Here is a 19812-nt window from a genome sequence, read left to right as displayed (position 1 = left end):
TAACCGGGCCGCTTTTCAGTTCGTTAAGCTGCGAGTGTGGCGCTGTCGATAACAAAGCGGTACTTCACATCGCTTTTCTGCATACGTTCATATGCATTTTCGATGTCCTGGATTGCTATCATTTCAATATCGGCGACAATACCTTTTTCAGCGCAGAAATCGAGCATTTCCTGCGTTTCAGCAATGCCACCGATCAGTGAACCGGCAATAGAGCGACGCTTGAAGATCAGCGTAGCGACACTTGGCGACGGATGGGCATGTTCAGGCACACCAACCAGTGTCAGGGTGCCGTCGCGCTTGAGAAGCTGCGTGAAGGCGTCGAGATTATGGCTTGCTGCGACGGTGTTGAGGATGAAGTCGAAGCTATTGGCATGTGCCTTCATCTCTTCTTCGTTGCGCGATACGATGACTTCATCCGCACCGAGTGCCTTGGCGTCTGCACGCTTGCTCTCGGATGTGGTGAAGGCGACCGTATGGGCTCCGAGCGCATGGGCGAGCTTGATGCCCATATGTCCAAGACCGCCGATACCGACGATGCCAACCTTCATGCCCGGACCGACGCGCCAGTGGCGCAGCGGCGACCATGTTGTGATGCCAGCGCAGAGCAGCGGTGCAACAGCGGCAAGCTGTTCCTTCGGATGATTGATCTTGAGAACGAACTTGTCCTTCACAACGATCTGTTGCGAATAGCCGCCCAGTGTGTGGCCTGGCGCATCTGTTGTCGGCGAATTATAAGTGGCCGTGAAGCCGTGTTCGCAATATTGCTCCAGTCCGTCATCGCAGGCATAGCAATGCTGGCAGCTGTCGACCATGCAACCAACACCGACCGTATCACCAACCTTGAATTTGCTGACATTTGCGCCAACAGCGGTGACATGCCCAACAATTTCGTGGCCGGGTACGCAAGGATAGACCGTGCCGCCCCATTCTGAGCGGACCTGATGCAGATCGGAATGGCAGACGCCGCAATAGGCGATTGCGATCTGCACATCTTCTGCACCCGGCGCACGACGGGCAATGTCGATCGGCTCAAGTGGCTTGTCACCGGCATAAGCACCATAGGCTTTTACGACCATGAGGTTGCTCCTTGTTGTGGTTGAGGATGAGCGCACGTTTATGCGTGTCACTCAGTCTGAAATCTCGTCTATTGCCGCTCGATATTCGGACGAAGAATATGATCAAACCTTCTAGACAGGTTCATGAAGGGCGAGGCCCGCCGTCCTATGAAAAGTGCCGAGTCGGCAGGATGTAAGATGAAGCGTAACCGCAAAAAGGAAAGAGGAAGTTTGAAAGTTACTGGTCACAAATGCGTGCGCCAGGTTTCGATATCGGTCTCTGAAAGCATTTGGATTCGGTTGCAGCGCAGACGTGTTTCCATACTCAGTTATGGATGTGGATTGGGGAAACCGTGTCGCTCAGAAAGAACTGCCATGATCGCATCCTTGTTTGAAATGAATGCTCTGTCTTCATATTCTCCCGTCTGATGGAGCGAGCGTTCGCCCTTCGCCAATATTAACAAAGGCAGTGACTGGTTTGCTTCACCCACGAGTGCGATCACATCATGCCTTGGCCGTGGCCAGGAAATCCGCCTGACGTCTAGGCTTTGACCGAGTTGCGGAAACGAAGCAAGCACACCTTCCAACAGGGCACAATGCTCGCAGTAGAACGTTTGGCCGGGATAGGCCGGGTCTTCAAAACCGGGCGTTAGAAGAAAAAGCGTATCTTTGTTCATTGCAGTGATCTCGCGGCATACGGTTAGATACTCTTAATATAAGGAGTTTTAGGGTCGCAATAAATATTTCATACGTTTAAGTTGCGACTGGCATTCCGGGATTGAAAGTTAAATTACGTTTAAGCGAGTTTTGATGCAACAGTACACGAGCAGCCACACCAATGCAGATTGGTTGAAGCAACTTCTTGCATTTAAGCCTGCAAAATGGGTCTGGGGGCGATCAATACGCGCTGCGATTGGTGTCGGTTTGCCTCTGGCCGTGGGTATCGCGACGGGACATGTCGCTGAATCGCTTTTCGTTTCAATGGGGTCGCTGACACAGGCTCCCGGTGAGCGCGACGAAGCTTATCAGTTTACATTCCTGAAAATCCTGCTTTCAGCAATTTGCGGCTCGATTGGGTTGCTGCTCGGCTATTTGGGCTTTCTGCCATGGATTGCTATCATCGGCATTATGATGGTTCTCGCGTTTTTCTCGACCATCGTCAGCTTTCACAGCAGCGTACTTTCTTCTGGCTGCATGATGATTTTAATGTTCGGCACGATTGCCTTGTGCAATCCGGAGATAAAATCATTCATACCGCTTGCCGGTTTTTTCATTCTTGGATCGGCTTTTTATGCGTTGATGCTCGGTATTGAGGGGCTCTGCACCAGAAATTCTCCGCGTCGTAAACTGTTGACCAATTTGCTAGCCGCTTTGCAAAAACTGGCTCAATCGCGCGCCGATGGCACAATGGTGGAGGCCGATCGCGAACACGTCACGACTTTGCTTGATGCGCTTTATCAGATGATGATGCACACCCGTTTCAATGCATGGGGAACCAGTCCGCAAAGTGAGCAAACAGCGGCAATCGTCCAGAAAGCTGACGCTCTTTTTACGCTCATTCTGGGTACAGACAAAAGTGACATACTGCAGAAGGCAGCCAGCAATCTTGCTCTCATGCATGAGATGCTCGCAACCAAGGGCAGTATTGACCGCCAGAAGGTGGTCACTGATGCAGGGCGGATAGGGAGTGCCGTTGATCAGCTCGCTCAAAGCATTACCAATAAACGTGCTTTTGTCCTTAACAATATGAATGTTCAGACGCCACAGAGTGCACCAATTTTTGAACGGCTGCGGATGACGGTCGATATTATGAGCGTTGGTAAAGACACGATCTTATCAGCCTTGGCTTTTGCTATCTGCCTGGGGATCGGTCTGTCATTCCATTTTGTTGACCGTGTGACGCATTGGTACTGGATACCGATGACAATCGTCATTGTGATGCGGCCCGATCTTGGCTCTGTTTTCGGTCGAACGGTGTTGCGTTGTGTCGGGACCAGCGCGGGCGTGCTGATCGGCGCAGCAATTTTGATCTTTATTCCGCTTGGAGTGATTTTTGTTGCGATCCTGACAGCGATTGCCTTCCTCATGCCATGGGCAATCCAGAAGTCCTACGCGCTGTTTTCTTTGGTGTTAACGCCGCTTGTTCTGGTGTTGATTGATTATATCAGTCCTGAAACAAAAGAGGCCAATTACGCGGTCTGGCGATTTGCCGATACATTGACCGGCGGTATCATTGTCATTGTTTTCGGCTATCTCATTTGGCCCAAGCGTAAGTACGACACGTTTGAGCGTTGCTTTAACGCTGCTCGAGCAGCCATTGTTCATTATCTTGCACAAGTTTTGAACAGCTCGAAACCGACGAAAGCAGATGACACAGTCAATGTTGTTGCGGCGCGCAGACTTGCTTATGGCAAGCTTGCGGATATGCGGGCCACCTTGCAGAAGACACTTGGCGATCCGCCGCCGGCCGGTTTGCAGGCCATTGTCTGGTATCCGGTGATCACGTCAATGGAACGCCTGTGCGATGCTATTACATCCTATTCGATAACGGATATTAAAGCGGAGTATGCCGCACATGGAGAGGGACTTGATCAACTCGTTCTGGAACTCAAATCCCTTGGTAAGGCCAGCCCTTTGAATGGAAGCGCATCGTCGCCAGAGGGCGAAATAGACGACATTGCCGCAAAATTTATCACGGATATGGAGTCTGAAATCGCGCATCTGAACGATTGGCATCATAAGGCCCTTGCGGGCAATTCTCTATGAACTGGCTTCGTTGAGGGATTGCTCAAGTGTCGCCGCCAACTCAAAAAAGCGCCGGCGCACCATAGGTGCAAAGTCATTTGCACGTTCGATTGCATGGAAAACCTCGGGGGCATCGTGGCGCACCATACCCACCGCCTGCATGATGAGGTCGAAGCTTTTTGTCGTCATGCGCGTGGGAAGAGGCTCCATCTGTACGAGGACTTTTGCAATAAGATGTGTCAGTCCTTGAACCATAGCGGCATCGCGGTCATGATCTTCGGGTGTTGTCATGATCACATCAAGCCCCAGTTGCTTGCGCAAGAATGCGCCGATGCGATACGCTCGGCTGCCGCGAACCGGACAGATGGCAATTTTAAGCCCAGTGATGCCGTTGCGCGCGCTTTGCGGGCCAAACAGTGGATGTGTAGCGATGATATTGACATGATCGGGCAGGCCATTGAGCATTATATTGGCCGGGCCGACCTTCACTGATCCAACATCCAGAACCAGAGCACCGGGCCGCAGGTGCGGCGCGATCGCGCTGATGACCGCTTCAAGGTTTGATACGGGTACTGCAAGAATAACGATGTCGCAGCGGGCCACATCTTCGATTGTAGCAAGCGTTACGGAAAGCGCACCTGCCACATTATCAAGACTTAAGACAGGATCATAAGCATACAGTCGGAAATACGGGCTGAGGTAACGGGCGATTAGCTGTCCGAATGCTCCAAACCCGATAATGCCGATTGTTTTATGCTGCTGATTTTTGTCGGAAGACATGGCTGACCTCTGAATGGCTGGACCGCCAGAGGCATTGTCTTCAAACTAAACCGCTGGCAATGCAGCGGTTGAACTATGACAAAGCAAACCCGCCGCTATATGAGCGGGGCGTAATAAGACCGGGTGTTGATGAGCGCTTTAATCATTTGACCTTGCTATTCTCGCAGGGACGCATTGTCAATCGACTATTCTCTTAATCATCACAGCCGATCCATCAGCGCATACCATGACAGTGCGACAAACAGGAGCGGTGAGCGGAAGGTCCGGCCACCGGGAAATGATGGAATACGTAGCTCTTCGAAGAGCTTGAGCTTGTCGCGCTTGCCAGAGATGGCTTCTGCATAGAGCCTGCCCATATAATTGGCGAGCATGACGCCGTGACCGGAATAGCCAGCCGCAGAAATGACGCCAGGCATCACTTCACGCACAAAAGGCTGGCGCGGCATGGTGATACCAACCGACCCGCCCCAAGCCTGGGTGATTTCCACTTTGTTGAGTGCCGGATAAATTTCGGCGATTTGTCGGCGAATATGTTCGCTTATGTCACGCGGATTGTCTGCGGTGTAGGCTTCACGCCCCCCAAACAGCAGGCGACCATCTTTGGATTTGCGGAAATAGCGAACGACAAAGCGCGAGTCATCTACCGATTCACCGCCTGGAATGACAGGGCTGTCATCGCCCAAGGGTGCAGTTGCGCCGATGAACGAACGGATCGGCATGACATGGGCAGCGCTTGTCGCCTCCAGATCGCCGCCATGCGCATTAACCGCGATGAATGCATTCTTTGCTGAAATGGTGCCGCGCGGGGTTTGAACTTCAACACGACCGCTGACTGTGGTTATCTTTGTTGCTTTTGTGTTTTCAAAGAGATGCGCTCCGGCAGCCTTTGCAGCTTTCGCCAAACCGATCAGCAATTTAAGTGGATGGATATGGCCTGTGCCGGCATCATAGATCCCGCCGTGATAGCGGTTTGAACCCAGGAGCATCGCCATTTCTTCGCGCTCAACAAATCGGATATGCGGATAATTGAAGCGCGTTACCATCAGTTCGGCATGGTTCTGATATTGTTTGAGATATCGCGGTTTATGCGCGGCAGAAATTTGGCCGGGCATATATTCCATGTCGATATGGTGCTCGCGGGCAAAACCAAGAAGGTCGGCCTTGGCTTCTTCCGCAATATTAAACAGTGCTTTGGCACGTTCAAAACCATATTGCTTTTCGAGATCTTCGGCCCAGGTGCGCTGACCAGTGCCGAACTGACCACCATTTCGCCCTGATGCGCCATCACCAAAACGGGCAGCTTCGATCAGAATGACGTCGGCTCCTTGCTCTGCAAGATGATAAGCCGCCGACAGTCCCGTATAGCCACCGCCGATAACGACGACGTCCGCCTGACGTGCGCCGTCGAGTTCTTCATATTGCGGGCGTTCTGCAACACTCGCTTCGTACCATGATATGCCGGGCGAGATTGGCGACTGATATGGCATGAGGGACCGCTCAGACGTTGAGCAGCAGGAACTCGCGTTCCCACGGGCTGATGACTTCCATGAAGGTTTCAAACTCGGCGCGCTTTATCGCGGCATAAGTGGTGACAAATGAACTGCCGAACAGATTGCGTAACTCCTGATCTTTTTCAAACAGTTCCACAGCGTCAATGAGACCGCGGGGCAGGTCGATGTCCTTGGTGTTGACGCTGGTCGATGCGGGCTGATCCGCGTCGATTTTGTTCACCAGGCCAATCAGGCCGCACGCGAGAGAAGCAGCAAGTGCCAAATAGGGGTTTGCATCCGATGAAGGGATTCGGTTCTCGACACGGCGGCTGCCGGATTCCGAGCGTGGTACACGAAACGCGGTTGTGCGGTTATCGTAACCCCATTTCACATTGACCGGCGCTGAGGCATCAGGCGTCAAACGACGATAAGAGTTTACATAAGGTGCAAACATAACAAGTGCGTTCGGCACATGACGCTGCATGCCGCCGATAAAATGGCGGAAGGCTTCGCTTTCGCTGCCATCTTCGTTGGAAAAGATGTTGCGTCCAGTCTTCTTGTCGACAATCGACTGGTGGATATGCATGGCCGATCCCGGCTGGCCCTGAATAGGCTTTGCCATGAAGGTCGCATACATATCGTGCTTGAGAGCCGCTTCACGGATTGTACGCTTGAACATAAAGACCTGATCTGCCAGTTCAACCGGATCGCCATGGCGCAGGTTGATTTCAAGCTGCGCAGCACCTTCCTCATGGATCAGGGTATCTATTTCAAGTCCCTGACCTTCGGAGAAGTGATAAATGTCATCGATCAGTTCGTCGAATTCGTTGACGCCGGCGATGGAATAGCCCTGACCGCCGCCAATCGCCCGGCCTGAACGGCCAACCGGAGGGGTCAGCGGATAATCCGGATCCGGGTTTTTACGCACCAGATAGAATTCAATTTCCGGTGCAACCACAGGTTTGAGGCCTCGTTTGCTGTAAGCGGAAACAACTGAGCGCAGCACATTGCGCGGCGTAAACTCGACCGCCCGCCCGTCCTGGTAGACCAGATCGCAGATAACCTGCGCCGTAGCGTCAGACTCCCATGGCACCGCGGAGAGAGTAGAAAGATCGGGAAGAAGTCTGAGATCTCCGTCGTCTTCTGGATATTGAAACCCGTGGCCGTCTTCCGGATAATCGCCCGAAATCGTGGTCATGAAGACAGCCGAAGGAAGTGCCAGCGAGGTGTTCGATGTGAATTTTTTGGATGGCATCATCTTGCCGCGGGCAACGCCAGCTTGATCAGGGGTGATGCATTCAATGTCTTCGATATCACGCCACGCCAGCCACTCAGTGGCTTGCTTCCAGTTCTTCACGCCGCGAAGCGATTTGACATAAGCAGGCGTACGGCGACGCGGCGCGCGCGTAACCTTCTTCTCGGTCGTATCAGCAGACATCCAGCACCAAAATATGATTTCTTATGAGTGTATGATAGCGGGGACAAGCGCCAATGACAAATGACCTTTGAGCAACAATTGTATTAAATATCGAGGAATAGTGTGCGGTACCGATATGTCCGTGCGATGTTCTGCATTCTTGCACAACATGCGATGTGTCAGCAGTGCATGAATGTGTGAATTGCCACTTTTGCGTAATGTTCGCGCCATGTTTGAGAAAAGAATTCCGAAATGTACTTTTAGGAGATTTTCTTAATGCAAAAATCGGTCAAAGCGGGCCTCGGAATGGCAGGCAGTGTGCTGCTTGCGATGCTCGTATCTCAATCACATGCAATGGCTACGGGACAAAAACTCACTTGCACTATTATTCTCAATGCGAAAAGCGGAGAGGTTATCGCCAGAGAGGGTGAGATTTGTGACAAGCGCAACAGTCCAGCATCAACCTTCAAGGTGCCTTTGGCTCTGATGGGGTTTGAGAGCGGCATATTGAAAGACAGTCACAACCCGTCCTGGCCCTACAAGGAGAAGTATCCTGCCTGGCGTGAATCCTGGAAACAATCTGTTGATCCGACCTATTGGCAAGACCAGTCAGTTGTCTGGTTCTCACAGGAGCTGACGCAGAAACTCGGGAAAGAGAAGTTTCAGGAATATACAGACCAACTGAATTACGGGAATCGTGATCTGAGTGGTGATCCGGGCAAGAATAACGGCATGTTGCGCTCATGGATTTCATCGTCACTGATGATATCTCCTAACGAGCAGGCCGATTTTCTTATGAAAATGGTCAATAACAAGCTGCCTTTTTCGGAACCTTCCATGACCAAAACCATGGCTATTCTGCCAAGCCATAAGCTTGTAAACGGTTGGACCACCTATGGTAAAACAGGCTCCGCGTTTGAAACTGGTCCAAAAGGTAAGCTTGACCGACGTCGCCAGTTTGGCTGGTATGTGGGATGGGCAGAGAAAGGCGACGAGAAGGTTGTTTTCGTGCGTCTCAATCGCAATGTACCGGCAAAAAGCGGTGGTATGGGACTTGCGACGCGTGACGAGCAATGGTCGATCTTGGAAAAGACACTTAAATGATCTGACAAATGCGCCATCGAAATGTTTTCCGGTGGCGCATTATCAGTTCAAAGTCCGAAATGCTCTTTGATAGATGGGATCGCAGTGGTCAATTGGTCCACGAGATGTGGATCACGTTCACGAATATATTGAAAGACCTGATTTCCCGCGTCGGTGATCTGCTCGCTTGAGAGACCGCTTGTACGCAGGCTGGCGGCTGCTTTGAGCAAAGCGCTCATTTTTTCTCCGGCAACTGTGTTCAACAGTCCTGAAAAAAGGCCCAACACTCCGCCGCTTTCTGCGGTGAGCACATCATATCTATCCGCAAGCGGCTTGGCATCCGGCAAAAGCTTGAATATTTTTTCTCCAATTTCTGGCGCACTGTGCTGCAATACGGAAAAGACTGATCCGGTCAACTTTTCGGCAAGTGGCTGATCAATATTAACCCGGTTTGCAACTGTATCGATGAGCGATTGAATGGACATGGGGCTCCTGATGAATTGTGCAGGTTTTAACTGGTCGCGCTTATAAACGGCGATTGTGCAGAACGCATCAAGATTTGATCAAGGATGGAGCTTGTGATGCTTGGCGAAGAAGCGCAAAGAGTATAAGGACATACCGCATTATTTGGGGACTTCCATCGAAATGATAGTTCGCCCGCGTCCGCCTTTGTGGAAGCTGTTCTTCATCCTTAAAGGCTCGATCATCACGCGGATTTTGCCGCAAATCTCTGCAGTTTTCGTGCTCTCACTTGGTGTGGTCTGGGCTCATCGTACCTTTCCGGGCTGGGTGCCAGCCTTCAACAATGGCACAGCATTCGCTCTCCTTGGCATCGCGCTTTCGATCTTCCTCGGTTTCCGCAACAATGCCTGCTATGATCGCTGGTGGGAAGCGCGCAAAGTTTTCGGAAAGTTGGTCTATGTCACACGCGGTTTTGCCCGCGATACTTTGATTCTCGACAAGATATCGGGAATGACAGGTGCACGCGAGAAACTGCTTCACTATGTGATCGCATTTACCCAAGCCATGGTTCCGCATCTTCGTCCGGGTGACAGGCAGGTAAAATCCCAAAAATGGCTTTCCACCGATGAGCAGCAAGCATTTACTGCCAGTCGCAATGGTCCTGACTCCATTCTGCGAATGATCAGTGAAACGCTTGCCGATCTTCGCGGCAAGGGTAGAATTGATGCAATCGATTTTCAGACATTGAATGCATCGGTGCACGGTCTTTCGGAAGTTCAGGCGGCTTCAGAGCGCCTGCGTTTCACCCCGGTACCATTTGGCTACACGTTGCTGTTGCATCGCACAGCCTATCTTTTCTGTTTTTTTATTCCGTTTGGCTTTGCAGATATGCTGGGCTGGGGTACGCCCTTTGCGACCACGCTGGTCGCTTACACCTTCTTCGGTCTTGATGCTTTAGGCGATGAACTGGAAGAACCCTTTGGCACGTTACCCAATGATCTGCCGATTGGCGCGATTGCGGATACGATCGAGATCAATTTGCGCGAAGCCTTGGGTGAAACGAATTTGCCAGACCTGCCGCAGCCAAAAGACTATTTGTTGATGTAAAAAAGAACCCGACTGGCAGAGCCAGCCGGGGAGGTCAGTAGGGCCAGTCCAACATGAATGAGCTGGTATATCAAGTTATAATCTATTATTTTTTCACGTCACGCATTACGGGTGACGATGACGGGGATCAGGAGGTCGCCCCAGTTGCCTTCTCCACCATGATGCCGGGCTGAACGAACCAGTTCTACTGAAACACCGGCCTCAACTGCTTTCATAACCGATTGGTTGAGACGGTGCAGGTCATTGGCAAGCATACGGATCGCGCTTTGCTGATCGGTGCTCATTGAGGTTGATTGCTCTTCTGCTCTTTCCTTAACACGTGCAATCGAAGCCATTTTTATGTTCCCTTCATTGTTATTCCGCAGCCGGGCGGAACTGTGCTGTTTCAGTGGATTCCTTCATGGCAGTAGTTGAAGACTGGCCGCCAGTGATTGCGAGCGAAACTGCATCGAAATAGCCGGTGCCGACTTCGCGCTGGTGTTTGGTCGCAGTGTAGCCGTTGGCTTCGGCTGCAAATTCCGCCTGTTGCAGCTCAGAATATGCTGCCATCTGACGATCCTTGTAGCCGCGCGCCAATTCGAACATACCAAAGTTGAGCTGGTGGAAACCGGCAAGTGTAATGAACTGGAACTTATAGCCCATTGCACCCAGCTCACGCTGGAACTTGGCGATTGTTGCGTCGTCGAGGTTCTTTTTCCAGTTGAACGACGGCGAGCAGTTGTAAGCGAGCTTCTTGCCGGGATGTACCTTATGTACAGCTTCCGCAAAGCGACGAGCCTGTTCGAGATCGGGTTTGGATGTTTCCATCCAGATCAGATCGCAATAGGGCGCATAGGCAATGGCACGCGCGATACATGGCTCAATACCGTTCTTCACCTGATAGAAACCTTCTGCCGTACGGCCAGCATCGTAATCAACGAAGGGCTGGTCGCGCTCATCAATATCCGAGGTCAGAAGTTTCGCAGCTTCCGCATCTGTACGGGCTATAACCAGTGTGGCCGTTCCCATAACGTCCGCCGCCAAACGTGCCGCGTTGAGGTTGCGAATATGGGCAGCAGTCGGGATCAGAACCTTGCCGCCCAGATGTCCGCACTTCTTCTCAGATGCGAGCTGGTCTTCATAGTGTACGCCGGCAGCACCTGCCTCGATAAAGGCCTTCATGATCTCAAATGCATTCAGCGGTCCGCCGAAGCCTGCTTCCGCATCCGCAACGATTGGTGCAAACCACGTATCGACTGAAAGGCCTTTGCCTTCTGCGGTCTCAATCTGGTCAGCACGCTGCAACGTCTTGTTGATGCGCTTTGCCAGTTCGGGAGCGGCATTGGCAGGATAAAGCGACTGGTCAGGATACATTGCTGAAGCCGTGTTTGCGTCTGCTGCGACCTGCCAGCCGGAAAGGTAAATCGCCTTCAGACCGGCGCGAACCATCTGCATGGCCTGATTGCCCGAAAGCGCACCAAGCGCGTTGACGAAATCTTCTTCATGGATGAGCTTCCACAGACGGTTTGCACCCATCTCGGCCAGCGAATACTTGATCTCCACCGAACCGCGCAGCCTTTTCACATCTTCGGCTGTATGGGCACGCTGGATACCGTCAAACCGGCCTTTTGGTGCCGAAGGGATAAGGCTGTAAAAATCTGTCATTTCGGTGTCTCCTCACACTTGGATCAGGTTTTTGTAGAGCAGGTTGCTGCCACTCTTTCTGTGACTAGATTTACAATGCTAATGTTTTGACAGCCAGAAAAAGCAGAAAAAACGCCAAATAATTGAGGTAACGCTGTCTGAAAATTGACTGATACGATCTGTAAATTTGTAAATATTGTCAAAGATGATTTTTGCAGTTATTTTGTCATGAATTGTAAAATGCGTCATTGCCAGCTTGGGAGAGTCTGATGAGCGAACGCAAGATATTTGCCGGTCCACGTATCAGACGCATCCGCAACGAGCGAGGTCTGACGCAGACATCGATGGCCGATGCGCTCGGTATTTCGCCATCCTATCTCAATCTCATCGAGCGCAATCAGCGTCCACTGACGGTGCAACTCCTGTTAAAGCTTGCCAGTGTGTATAAGCTTGATCTTGATAGCCTTCAGGCAGAAAGCGGCACGACTGTTGCGGGGCTAAAGGAGGTGTTTTCCGATCCGCTGCTGACTGGCGAATTGCCGGGCGATCAGGAACTGGTGGAAATTGGCGAGGCAGCACCCAACGCCGCCAATGGTATCGTCAAACTTTACCGCGCCTATCGTGAACAACAGCAGCGTCTTTCTGATCTGTCGCAACTGCTTTCGCACGAGGGGAGAGATACGCAGCTTTCCGCCACGCATTTGCCGCTGGATGAAGTGCGCGATGTGATGGCGCGACGCCCCAATCATTATCCGCGTATCGAGGAGGAGGCGGAAAGCTTTCATGGTTTGCTGAAACCCGAAGGTGATTTATCGGGTGTTCTAAAAGAATGGCTGCGGCGCGAACATGGTATCACTGTGCGTACGCTGCCCGTCGCGACCATGCCCAACTGGCGCAGGCGTTATGACCGGCATTCGCAGCGGCTGTTTATATCGGAGCGATTGTCGCTTTTTGATCAGTTGCAGGAAATTGCGATGGAGGCGGCGCTTATCCGTATGCAGGTGATGATCGGCGCTGAAATAGAAGGGCTGAAGCTCTCGTCCAGTGAAGCAAAGCGCATCGCGCGCTTTGAACTGGCCCGTTATGCGGCACAGGCCCTGATGATGCCGTATCGGCAATTTCGCGATACCGCCGTGCGGGTGCGTTATGATGTCGACGTGTTGCGTTCGCGCTTTGGGGTATCATTTCAGCAGGCAGCGAACCGCCTTACGACGCTTCAACGACAAGGTAATTCTGCGTTACCATTCTTTCTGATGGAAATTGACCATGCTGGAAATCGTCTTCATATGGTCGGAGCGGAAGGGTTTCCAACGCGATTTGGCGGGCAGTGCCCCAAACTGCCAGTCTATGCGGCATTCACGCAAACGGGACAGGTGCTGGTGGAGCCAGCCGTATTGCCCGATGGTTCCTCTTTTCTGACAGTTGCGCGAACGCTTGAAGGGCCGCAGGGGGCTTTCAATGAACGCCCGCGACGTACTGCCATTCTTCTCGGCTGTTCGCTCGATGCAGGAGCAGAGACAATTTATGGTGAAAACTGTACCACGCGCACGGAAATCGGTCCGGTCTGTCGGCTTTGTGAACGACAGGGGTGCATCACAAGGGCGGAGCCGCCGTTGACGCGTCCATTAGGGCTCGATGAAATGGTGGCGGGGTTGTCTGCTTTCGACTTCCAGTGAAGTCACAATATTTTGCATGCGAGAGTTCACAACACAATTTTTTATGTTCGTCTTTAAATCACCCGGTTGACGAATGCTGCACAATCTAAAAAGGTGGTAGCTGAAATAGTTTACCCACCCTTTAACTGTACCGGAAATTACGGTGCAGAATGGAGCACGCGATGAGGATGAAATCCTTTCTTCTGGCGACAACCATGGCGTCCTGCCTTGTAAGCGCCGCCTTATTTCCCGCAAGCGCTCAGGAGCGGGTGGTGAACATCTATAACTGGTCGGATTACATCGACGATTCGATCCTGAAGGACTTCACCAAGGAAACGGGTATCAAGGTCGTTTACGATGTCTATGATTCCAACGAAATTCTAGAAACGAAGCTTCTTGCCGGTGGCAGCGGCTATGATCTCGTTGTGCCATCGGGTGAATTCCTTGGCCGTCAGATCCCGGCTGGTGTGTTTTTGAAACTCGACAAGGACAAGCTGCCAAACCTCAAGAATATGTGGGACGAAATTTCTACCCGCGCAGCGACCTACGATCCGGGCAACGAATATTCCATCAACTACATGTGGGGCACGACCGGAATTGGTTATAACAAGGCCAAGATCAAAGAAATCCTTGGCACCGATACCATCGACTCGTGGGATGTGCTGTACAATCCTGAGATATCCGCAAAGTTGAAAGATTGTGGTATTTATCTGCTGGATACATCAAGCGAGATGCTGCGTCCGGCACTGAACTACCTTGGTCTTGATCCGAATTCTCCATCGGCGGAAGATATGGAAAAGGCGCAGGAGCTTTATCTGAAAATTCGGCCCAATATCCGCAAGTTCCACTCCTCGGAATATATCAATGCCCTTGCAAACGGCGATATCTGCATGGCCGTTGGCTATTCAGGCGACATCTTCCAGGCGCGTGATCGTGCCGAGAAGGCCAATCAGGGCGTAGAGATCGGTTATTCGATCCCGAAGGAAGGTGCGCTGATGTGGTTTGATCAGATGGCAATCCCTGCTGACGCAAAACATGTGCCTGAAGCACTTGAATTCATGAACTATATCATGCGCCCAGAAGTTGCAGCCAAGGCATCAAATTTCGTGTTTTATGCGAATGGCAACAAGGCTTCGCAGGAGTTTATCGATAAAGACATTCTCGATGATCCGGAAATCTATCCAAGCGAAGAGGTGTTGAAGAAGCTGTTCGTGCCAACACCTTATGATCAGAAGACACAGCGTTATGTTACGCGTGCTTGGACCAAGATCGTCACAGGTCAGTAACAGTTGGATAATAAGACGGCTTTGCACGTCTGATCGGGTTGGATCCCGTCAAATTGTTAAGAGCGGCTCACTGTTCATACAGGAGGGCCGCTCTATGCCTTACAGATAGAGTCTTTTAGTGGCAGGCTGTGCCTGTGAATGCAGGTTCCTAATAAGTCGATAGGGGAACGGAATGGAATCTTTTGGCAGCTTTCGCCGCAAATTCGCACCCTGGAATGATCCGGCCGCGAAGCCTTTCATCTCTTTCGAAAATGTGACCAAGATTTTCGGCGATTTTACTGCTGTTGATGATCTTTCACTCAATGTGTTCAATCGCGAGTTTTTCTCGCTTCTGGGTGCTTCCGGCTGCGGCAAGACAACTCTGATGCGCATGTTGGCGGGGTTTGAGGAGCCGACATCGGGTCGCATTACGCTCGATGGTCAGGATATGCGCGGCATTCCCCCCTATAAGCGTCCGGTCAATATGATGTTTCAATCCTATGCGCTGTTCCCGCATATGACAGTTGAAAACAACATTGCGTTTGGTCTCAAGCAGGACGGCATGGCGAAATCGGAAATCGATGCGCGGGTTGCTGAAATGCTTAAGCTTGTGAAGCTTGAGAAATATGGCAAGCGCAAGCCACATCAGCTTTCGGGCGGCCAGCGTCAGCGTGTGGCCTTGGCGCGTGCTGTTGCCAAGCGCCCAAAAGTTCTGCTGCTCGATGAACCGCTGGGCGCGCTCGACAAGAAGCTGCGCGAAGAAACTCAGTTCGAGCTGATGGATTTGCAGGTCAAGCTTGGTCTGACCTTCATGGTCGTCACCCACGACCAGGAAGAGGCCATGACGATGTCTGATCGTATCGCCGTCATGGACAAGGGTCGCATCATGCAAGTCGCAACGCCTGCTGAAGTCTATGAAGCGCCAGGCTCCAAATTCGTGGCCGACTTCATCGGTAATGTGAACATCATCGAAGGCGAAGTGGTGAAGGCCTCGAACGGTGAGGCGGAAATCGCCACCGAAAAATTCGGGTTCAACATTCAGACCGAAACCCGTGAGCAGCTTAGTCCGGGTCAAAAGGTATGGTATGCGGTGCGTCCTGAAAAGACACGCATTACCCGCGAAAAGCCTGACGAAACCTCCGTCAACGCGGTTGAGGGGGAGCTTTGGGACATTGCTTACTTTGGCGACATGACGGTTTTCCATGTTCGCCTGGACAATGGCCGCACCATCAAGGCTGCAAGCCTGAATGCAGTGCGCAAGACGGAAAATCCGCTGACATATGATGAGCGCGTATGGGTCTCGTTTGATACCGATGCCGGTCTGGTGCTGAAAGCCTGAGGGGAGGCACATGCAAAAGCTGATCGCTTCCATAACCAGTCGCCTCGTGATCGCAGTGCCTTATCTGTGGCTGCTGATCTTCTTTCTGATTCCGTTTTTCATCGTTTTCAAGATTTCGCTTTCCGAAGTCACGATGGCGATCCCGCCTTATCAGCCGGTCATTGATCTGACGCAGGGCTTCAGTCTCGCATGGGAGCGTGTGAAGCAGCTCTCCTTTGATAATTACCTCTGGCTGATGGATGATCCGCTTTATTATATGGCGTATCTCTCGAGCGTGCGGATTGCAGCAATCTCAACGTTTCTGACGCTGCTGGTTGCTTATCCAATGGCTTATGGGATGGCGCGTGCGCCGCAGAGTCTTCGCCCGACATTACTGATGCTGGTCATTCTGCCGTTTTGGACTTCGTTCCTTATCCGCGTTTATGCGTGGATCGGCATCCTCAAGCCCGAAGGCCTGCTCAACCAGTTTCTGATGTGGCTCAATGTTATCGATACACCACTCAACATTCTGAACACCGAAACGGCGATCTTCATTGGTATTGTCTATTCCTATCTGCCGTTTATGGTTCTGCCGATTTATTCATCGCTGGAAAAAATGGACTATTCTCTGATTGAGGCGGCGCAGGATCTCGGCTGCACAGCATTTTCGGCTTTCTGGAAGATAACCTTCCCATTGTCACTTGCAGGTGTTGTGGCGGGTTGTTTCCTCGTATTCATTCCGGCTGTCGGTGAGTTCGTGATCCCTGATCTTCTTGGCGGCTCTCAGACGCTGATGATCGGCAAGACCATCTGGAGCGAGTTCTTCTCCAATCGTGACTGGCCGGTTTCTTCAGCGGTAGCAGTGGTGCTGCTGCTCCTGCTTATCGTGCCGATAGTGATTTTCCAGCAGGTGCAGGCACGCCAGCAGGAGAAGGGGAAATAAGATGCAGAACAACTGGTCCCGTTTTAATATCGCATCAGTCGCGCTTGGCTTTGCGTTTCTCTACCTGCCGATTGTTCTTCTGGTCATCTACTCATTCAACGAATCCCGTCTCGTCACTGTCTGGGCGGGCTTCTCGACCAAATGGTATGTGGAACTGTTCCGCAATCAGGCGCTGATGGATGCGGCATGGGTGACGATTCGCGTCGGGCTTTTGTCAGCCACAATCGCAACGGTGCTTGGTACGCTGGCTGCGCTCGCACTGACCCGCTATACGCGGTTTCGCGGACGTATTCTATTTTCGGGCATGGTCTATGCGCCGCTGGTCATGCCCGATGTTATCACCGGTCTTTCGTTGCTGCTTTTGTTCGTGGCGATGAATTTTGACCGCGGTTTCTGGACGGTCACGCTGGCACATATCACATTTTCAATGTGCTTCGTTGCAGTCGTTGTGCAGTCTCGTCTCGTGAGCTTTGATCGTTCGCTGGAAGAAGCTGCGATGGATCTCGGAGCACCACCCGTCACCACTTTTATGAAAATTACGCTGCCGGTGATCCTGCCAGCGGTCGTTTCTGGCTGGATGCTGGCCTTCACCCTTTCTCTCGACGATCTGGTGATTGCGAGCTTCACATCCGGTCCGGGTGCAACAACTCTGCCGATGAAGATTTACTCACAGGTGCGGCTCGGTGTGACGCCGGAAATCAATGCGGTTTGTACCATCCTGATCGCCTTGGTGACGACGGGTGTTATCATCGCATCAGTTGTCAACAAGCGTCGCGAAGTACAGCGCCGCCGTGATGAGCAGGCCGCATTCCGCATCGGATGATGATAATCAGGAGAGGGGCTTACTGCCCCGTTCCGCTTCCTGTCGATGATGGGGATATAAAGGGGCGATCCCACGAGCCGCCAACGAAGAAATGGAGTGGCGGTTTGGCGGGAACTGGCTGGGTCTGCTGGCCTTCAGTGCTTTGCTGCTGCTCGGGCTGACTATCGGGGAAAATAACTTCACCACTCAGTGCCAGACTGCGATCCACAAATGGCACAATGCCAGCAAGGTTGAGCGTGCCTTCCGACGTTACCAATGTCGCATTTTCCAGCGATGCCACGCCATCCGAGAGATTTGCTTTCAGGTCGAGGCGATTGAACGCGAGCGAGACATTGTCCTGCCGCTCAAGAGCGAAGAAGCCCTGACTTTGGGCCTTGGTCAGAAAGTCCTGCACCGAGAAACCCTGCATCTGGCCATTGTTCAACTGCACCGAAACATTGCCCTGCGCATTGTTGAGTAAGCCGGACCAACGGTTGGCCGGCCCCTTCATGAACAGCGAAACATTGCCTTTGCCATTGATAAAAGGTTTGTCAAAACCGAGAGCCGCAAAAAGCTGTGAGCTATCGATGTCCGACGCATTAAAGCGCAACTCTCCGCTGGCGGTTTTCAAATCGCGGATGATTTGGAGATTGGCCTGTAAAATGCCATTGAAAGCTTTGGCGTCACCGATATCGAACATCGCGCGACCGCCTCTGATCTGCACGGCCGCAGCCACACCTGTCATGGAGACGGGGCCAGCAGTTGCCGTCTGCGCCGACAGCCGTAAGTCCAGCTCGGATCGGTTGATGAAACTTGTATCGATGGTGTCGTTTTCATTCTGATCCCGTTCGTTCGGCGAACGAGGCTGATTTTCAGGCAGCGGTACAAAAATCGAAAACAGGCGGCGCAAGTTCAATTTCTCGAAAGCAAGTGTTCCTGTGACGGCAGGCGTTTCCTGCTCAAATCCGATCTCGATCACACCCTTGGCCGGGCTTTCATCCGTTGTCATTTCGACATCGGCAAATTTCAACCGACGCGTTGTAGAGGTGATGGTGGAGTTAAGCGAGAAGGCGCCGATTTCCGTGCTGCCCGCTACAGGTGGCAAGGCAAGCCAACGCAGCGAATTGCTCAATGAAGGTGTCTTGGCGCTCAACGTACCTTCAAAGAAGCGATCATTGGAAATATTGGCTTTGCCTTCAAAAGTGATGTTGAGCGGGTTGGAGGTAAAGCTCGCGGTCACATCAGAGGTACCACCTGCGAGCAATGGAAGGGCCTGCGTTGCAGTCAGGCTGAACTGGGTGTTTTCACCGCGCCAAAGCGCACTGCCGCGAAGCGTTGCAGCACTTGATGTGCGTGGCCATTCGAGAGTGGCATTCACCTTGGTGATCTGCTGGTCTTCTTTCGGTTCTTCTTCCGAATCCGGGTGGTTGAACGAGATCGTGCCGTCGCGAACCACAACGCGGCCAAAGGGCTGGGAAGCCTGTTGCGTGGCAAGCGTCTTGTCATTGCCACCATTTTGCTGCTGCAAGGCGCGCTGTGCGCGTATTGCTGTGCCCAACCGGCCATTCGAACTTGCAATCGCATCCAGCAGTTCAGAAAAATTATCGACTGGACCACCAATGTTAAAATGTGGCCTCACAATCTGTGTTTCAGAGAACGATAGCCTGCCCATGATGGCATCAAGTGGCGAAAGCTCTATCTCGATGCGGTTAGCGCTCATGAAGGGTTTGGCACTTTGATCGGACAGTTTGCTAAGGGTCACACCATCGAGCGAAGCCCGCAGAACAGGAAACACGCGCAACCGCGGTGCCTCGCGCAGTTCAACGCTATAGCCGGTCCACGCACTGATTTCCTGTGCCACACGAATGCGGATGGCATCGGTGGAGACGATGAAAGGTATGATCGCGAGCAGGGTTGCGACCGCCGCCGCTCCCAAAATGACGAGCGCAATAATAAGGCGCATAAACTTCGGCCAGCGCATCAACCATCCTATCAGTGAGACATATTCCGTAATCTAACCTAGCTCAGCACTGTGGCAAAGCAAAGCCGCCTATGCTGATTCCAGCT

General features: G+C 52.1%; 17 protein-coding genes. 8 read left to right on the top strand and 9 right to left on the bottom strand.

Going from position 1 to position 19812, the window contains the following annotated elements; all coding sequences use genetic code 11:
* Positions 1-23 precede the first annotated feature (23 nt).
* Positions 24-1076: an NAD(P)-dependent alcohol dehydrogenase gene (locus tag H5024_RS18225; protein WP_187548523.1), complete on the bottom strand. Its 1053-nt coding sequence runs from the start codon at positions 1074-1076 to the stop codon at positions 24-26.
* Positions 1077-1384: 308 nt separating this feature from the next.
* On the bottom strand, positions 1385-1732 hold the full coding sequence (locus tag H5024_RS18220) for a DUF3088 domain-containing protein (RefSeq protein WP_187548522.1): 348 nt from the start codon (positions 1730-1732) through the stop codon (positions 1385-1387).
* Positions 1733-1865: 133 nt separating this feature from the next.
* Between H5024_RS18220 and H5024_RS18215 the strand changes: the two genes are divergently transcribed.
* Positions 1866-3821 carry an FUSC family protein gene (locus H5024_RS18215; RefSeq protein WP_187548521.1) on the top strand — a complete coding sequence of 652 codons (1956 nt, stop codon included), beginning with the start codon at positions 1866-1868 and terminating at the stop codon, positions 3819-3821.
* Here H5024_RS18215 and H5024_RS18210 read toward each other — a convergent pair.
* From H5024_RS18210 to H5024_RS18200, 3 genes are all read right to left on the bottom strand, one after another.
* A complete protein-coding gene (locus H5024_RS18210) occupies positions 3816-4580 on the bottom strand; it encodes a prephenate dehydrogenase (RefSeq protein WP_187548520.1) in 765 nt (254 codons plus the stop codon). The two genes, H5024_RS18215 and H5024_RS18210, sit on opposite strands and share 6 nt — an antisense overlap.
* A gap of 200 nt (positions 4581-4780) precedes the next feature.
* On the bottom strand, positions 4781-6067 hold the full coding sequence (locus H5024_RS18205) for an FAD-binding oxidoreductase (protein ID WP_187548519.1): 1287 nt from the start codon (positions 6065-6067) through the stop codon (positions 4781-4783).
* A gap of 10 nt (positions 6068-6077) precedes the next feature.
* Positions 6078-7508, bottom strand: coding sequence for a glutamine synthetase family protein (locus H5024_RS18200; RefSeq protein ID WP_187548518.1), 1431 nt, complete (start codon positions 7506-7508; stop codon positions 6078-6080).
* 255 nt (positions 7509-7763) lie between these two features.
* Here H5024_RS18200 and blaOXA point away from each other — a divergent pair, with 255 nt between their 5' ends.
* Positions 7764-8591 carry an OXA-919 family class D beta-lactamase gene (blaOXA, locus tag H5024_RS18195; RefSeq protein WP_187548517.1) on the top strand — a complete coding sequence of 276 codons (828 nt, stop codon included), beginning with the start codon at positions 7764-7766 and terminating at the stop codon, positions 8589-8591.
* Positions 8592-8638: 47 nt separating this feature from the next.
* Here the strand turns inward: blaOXA and H5024_RS18190 are convergent, their stop codons facing one another.
* Complete coding sequence (locus tag H5024_RS18190; protein WP_187548516.1) at positions 8639-9055, bottom strand: DUF2267 domain-containing protein; 417 nt, start codon at positions 9053-9055, stop codon at positions 8639-8641.
* A 160-nt stretch (positions 9056-9215) separates the two neighbouring features.
* On the opposite strand from H5024_RS18190, the gene H5024_RS18185 reads away from it, so the two are divergent.
* Positions 9216-10139 (top strand): bestrophin family protein, encoded by a 924-nt coding sequence (locus H5024_RS18185; RefSeq protein WP_187548694.1) that lies wholly within the window; start codon positions 9216-9218, stop codon positions 10137-10139.
* A 98-nt stretch (positions 10140-10237) separates the two neighbouring features.
* Here H5024_RS18185 and H5024_RS18180 read toward each other — a convergent pair whose 3' ends face one another.
* Both H5024_RS18180 and aceA read right to left on the bottom strand, forming a co-directional pair.
* The gene (locus tag H5024_RS18180; protein WP_187548515.1) at positions 10238-10474 is read right to left on the bottom strand and encodes a hypothetical protein; all 237 of its coding nucleotides are present in this window, start codon (positions 10472-10474) and stop codon (positions 10238-10240) included.
* A 19-nt stretch (positions 10475-10493) separates the two neighbouring features.
* The gene (gene aceA, locus H5024_RS18175; RefSeq protein ID WP_187548514.1) at positions 10494-11783 is read right to left on the bottom strand and encodes an isocitrate lyase; all 1290 of its coding nucleotides are present in this window, start codon (positions 11781-11783) and stop codon (positions 10494-10496) included.
* A 248-nt stretch (positions 11784-12031) separates the two neighbouring features.
* On the opposite strand from aceA, the gene H5024_RS18170 reads away from it, so the two are divergent.
* The 5 genes from H5024_RS18170 (at position 12032) to H5024_RS18150 (ending at position 17766) form a co-directional block, all read left to right on the top strand.
* The gene (locus tag H5024_RS18170) at positions 12032-13438 is read left to right on the top strand and encodes an XRE family transcriptional regulator (protein ID WP_187548513.1); all 1407 of its coding nucleotides are present in this window, start codon (positions 12032-12034) and stop codon (positions 13436-13438) included.
* Between the two features lie 161 nt (positions 13439-13599).
* On the top strand, positions 13600-14703 hold the full coding sequence (locus tag H5024_RS18165) for a polyamine ABC transporter substrate-binding protein (protein WP_187548512.1): 1104 nt from the start codon (positions 13600-13602) through the stop codon (positions 14701-14703).
* 172 nt (positions 14704-14875) lie between these two features.
* Complete coding sequence (locus tag H5024_RS18160; protein WP_187548511.1) at positions 14876-16021, top strand: ABC transporter ATP-binding protein; 1146 nt, start codon at positions 14876-14878, stop codon at positions 16019-16021.
* Between the two features lie 10 nt (positions 16022-16031).
* The gene (locus H5024_RS18155) at positions 16032-16943 is read left to right on the top strand and encodes an ABC transporter permease subunit (RefSeq protein ID WP_187548510.1); all 912 of its coding nucleotides are present in this window, start codon (positions 16032-16034) and stop codon (positions 16941-16943) included.
* A 1-nt stretch (position 16944) separates the two neighbouring features.
* Positions 16945-17766, top strand: coding sequence for an ABC transporter permease (locus H5024_RS18150; protein ID WP_187548509.1), 822 nt, complete (start codon positions 16945-16947; stop codon positions 17764-17766).
* A gap of 19 nt (positions 17767-17785) precedes the next feature.
* Here H5024_RS18150 and H5024_RS18145 read toward each other — a convergent pair whose 3' ends face one another.
* The gene (locus H5024_RS18145) at positions 17786-19726 is read right to left on the bottom strand and encodes an AsmA family protein (RefSeq protein WP_187548508.1); all 1941 of its coding nucleotides are present in this window, start codon (positions 19724-19726) and stop codon (positions 17786-17788) included.
* Between the last annotated feature and the right edge of the window lie 86 nt (positions 19727-19812).

Origin of the sequence: Ochrobactrum sp. Marseille-Q0166 (genome assembly GCF_014397025.1) — a bacterium.
Classification (GTDB): domain Bacteria; phylum Pseudomonadota; class Alphaproteobacteria; order Rhizobiales; family Rhizobiaceae; genus Brucella.
This window is presented reverse-complemented; position numbering and strand designations above follow the sequence as displayed.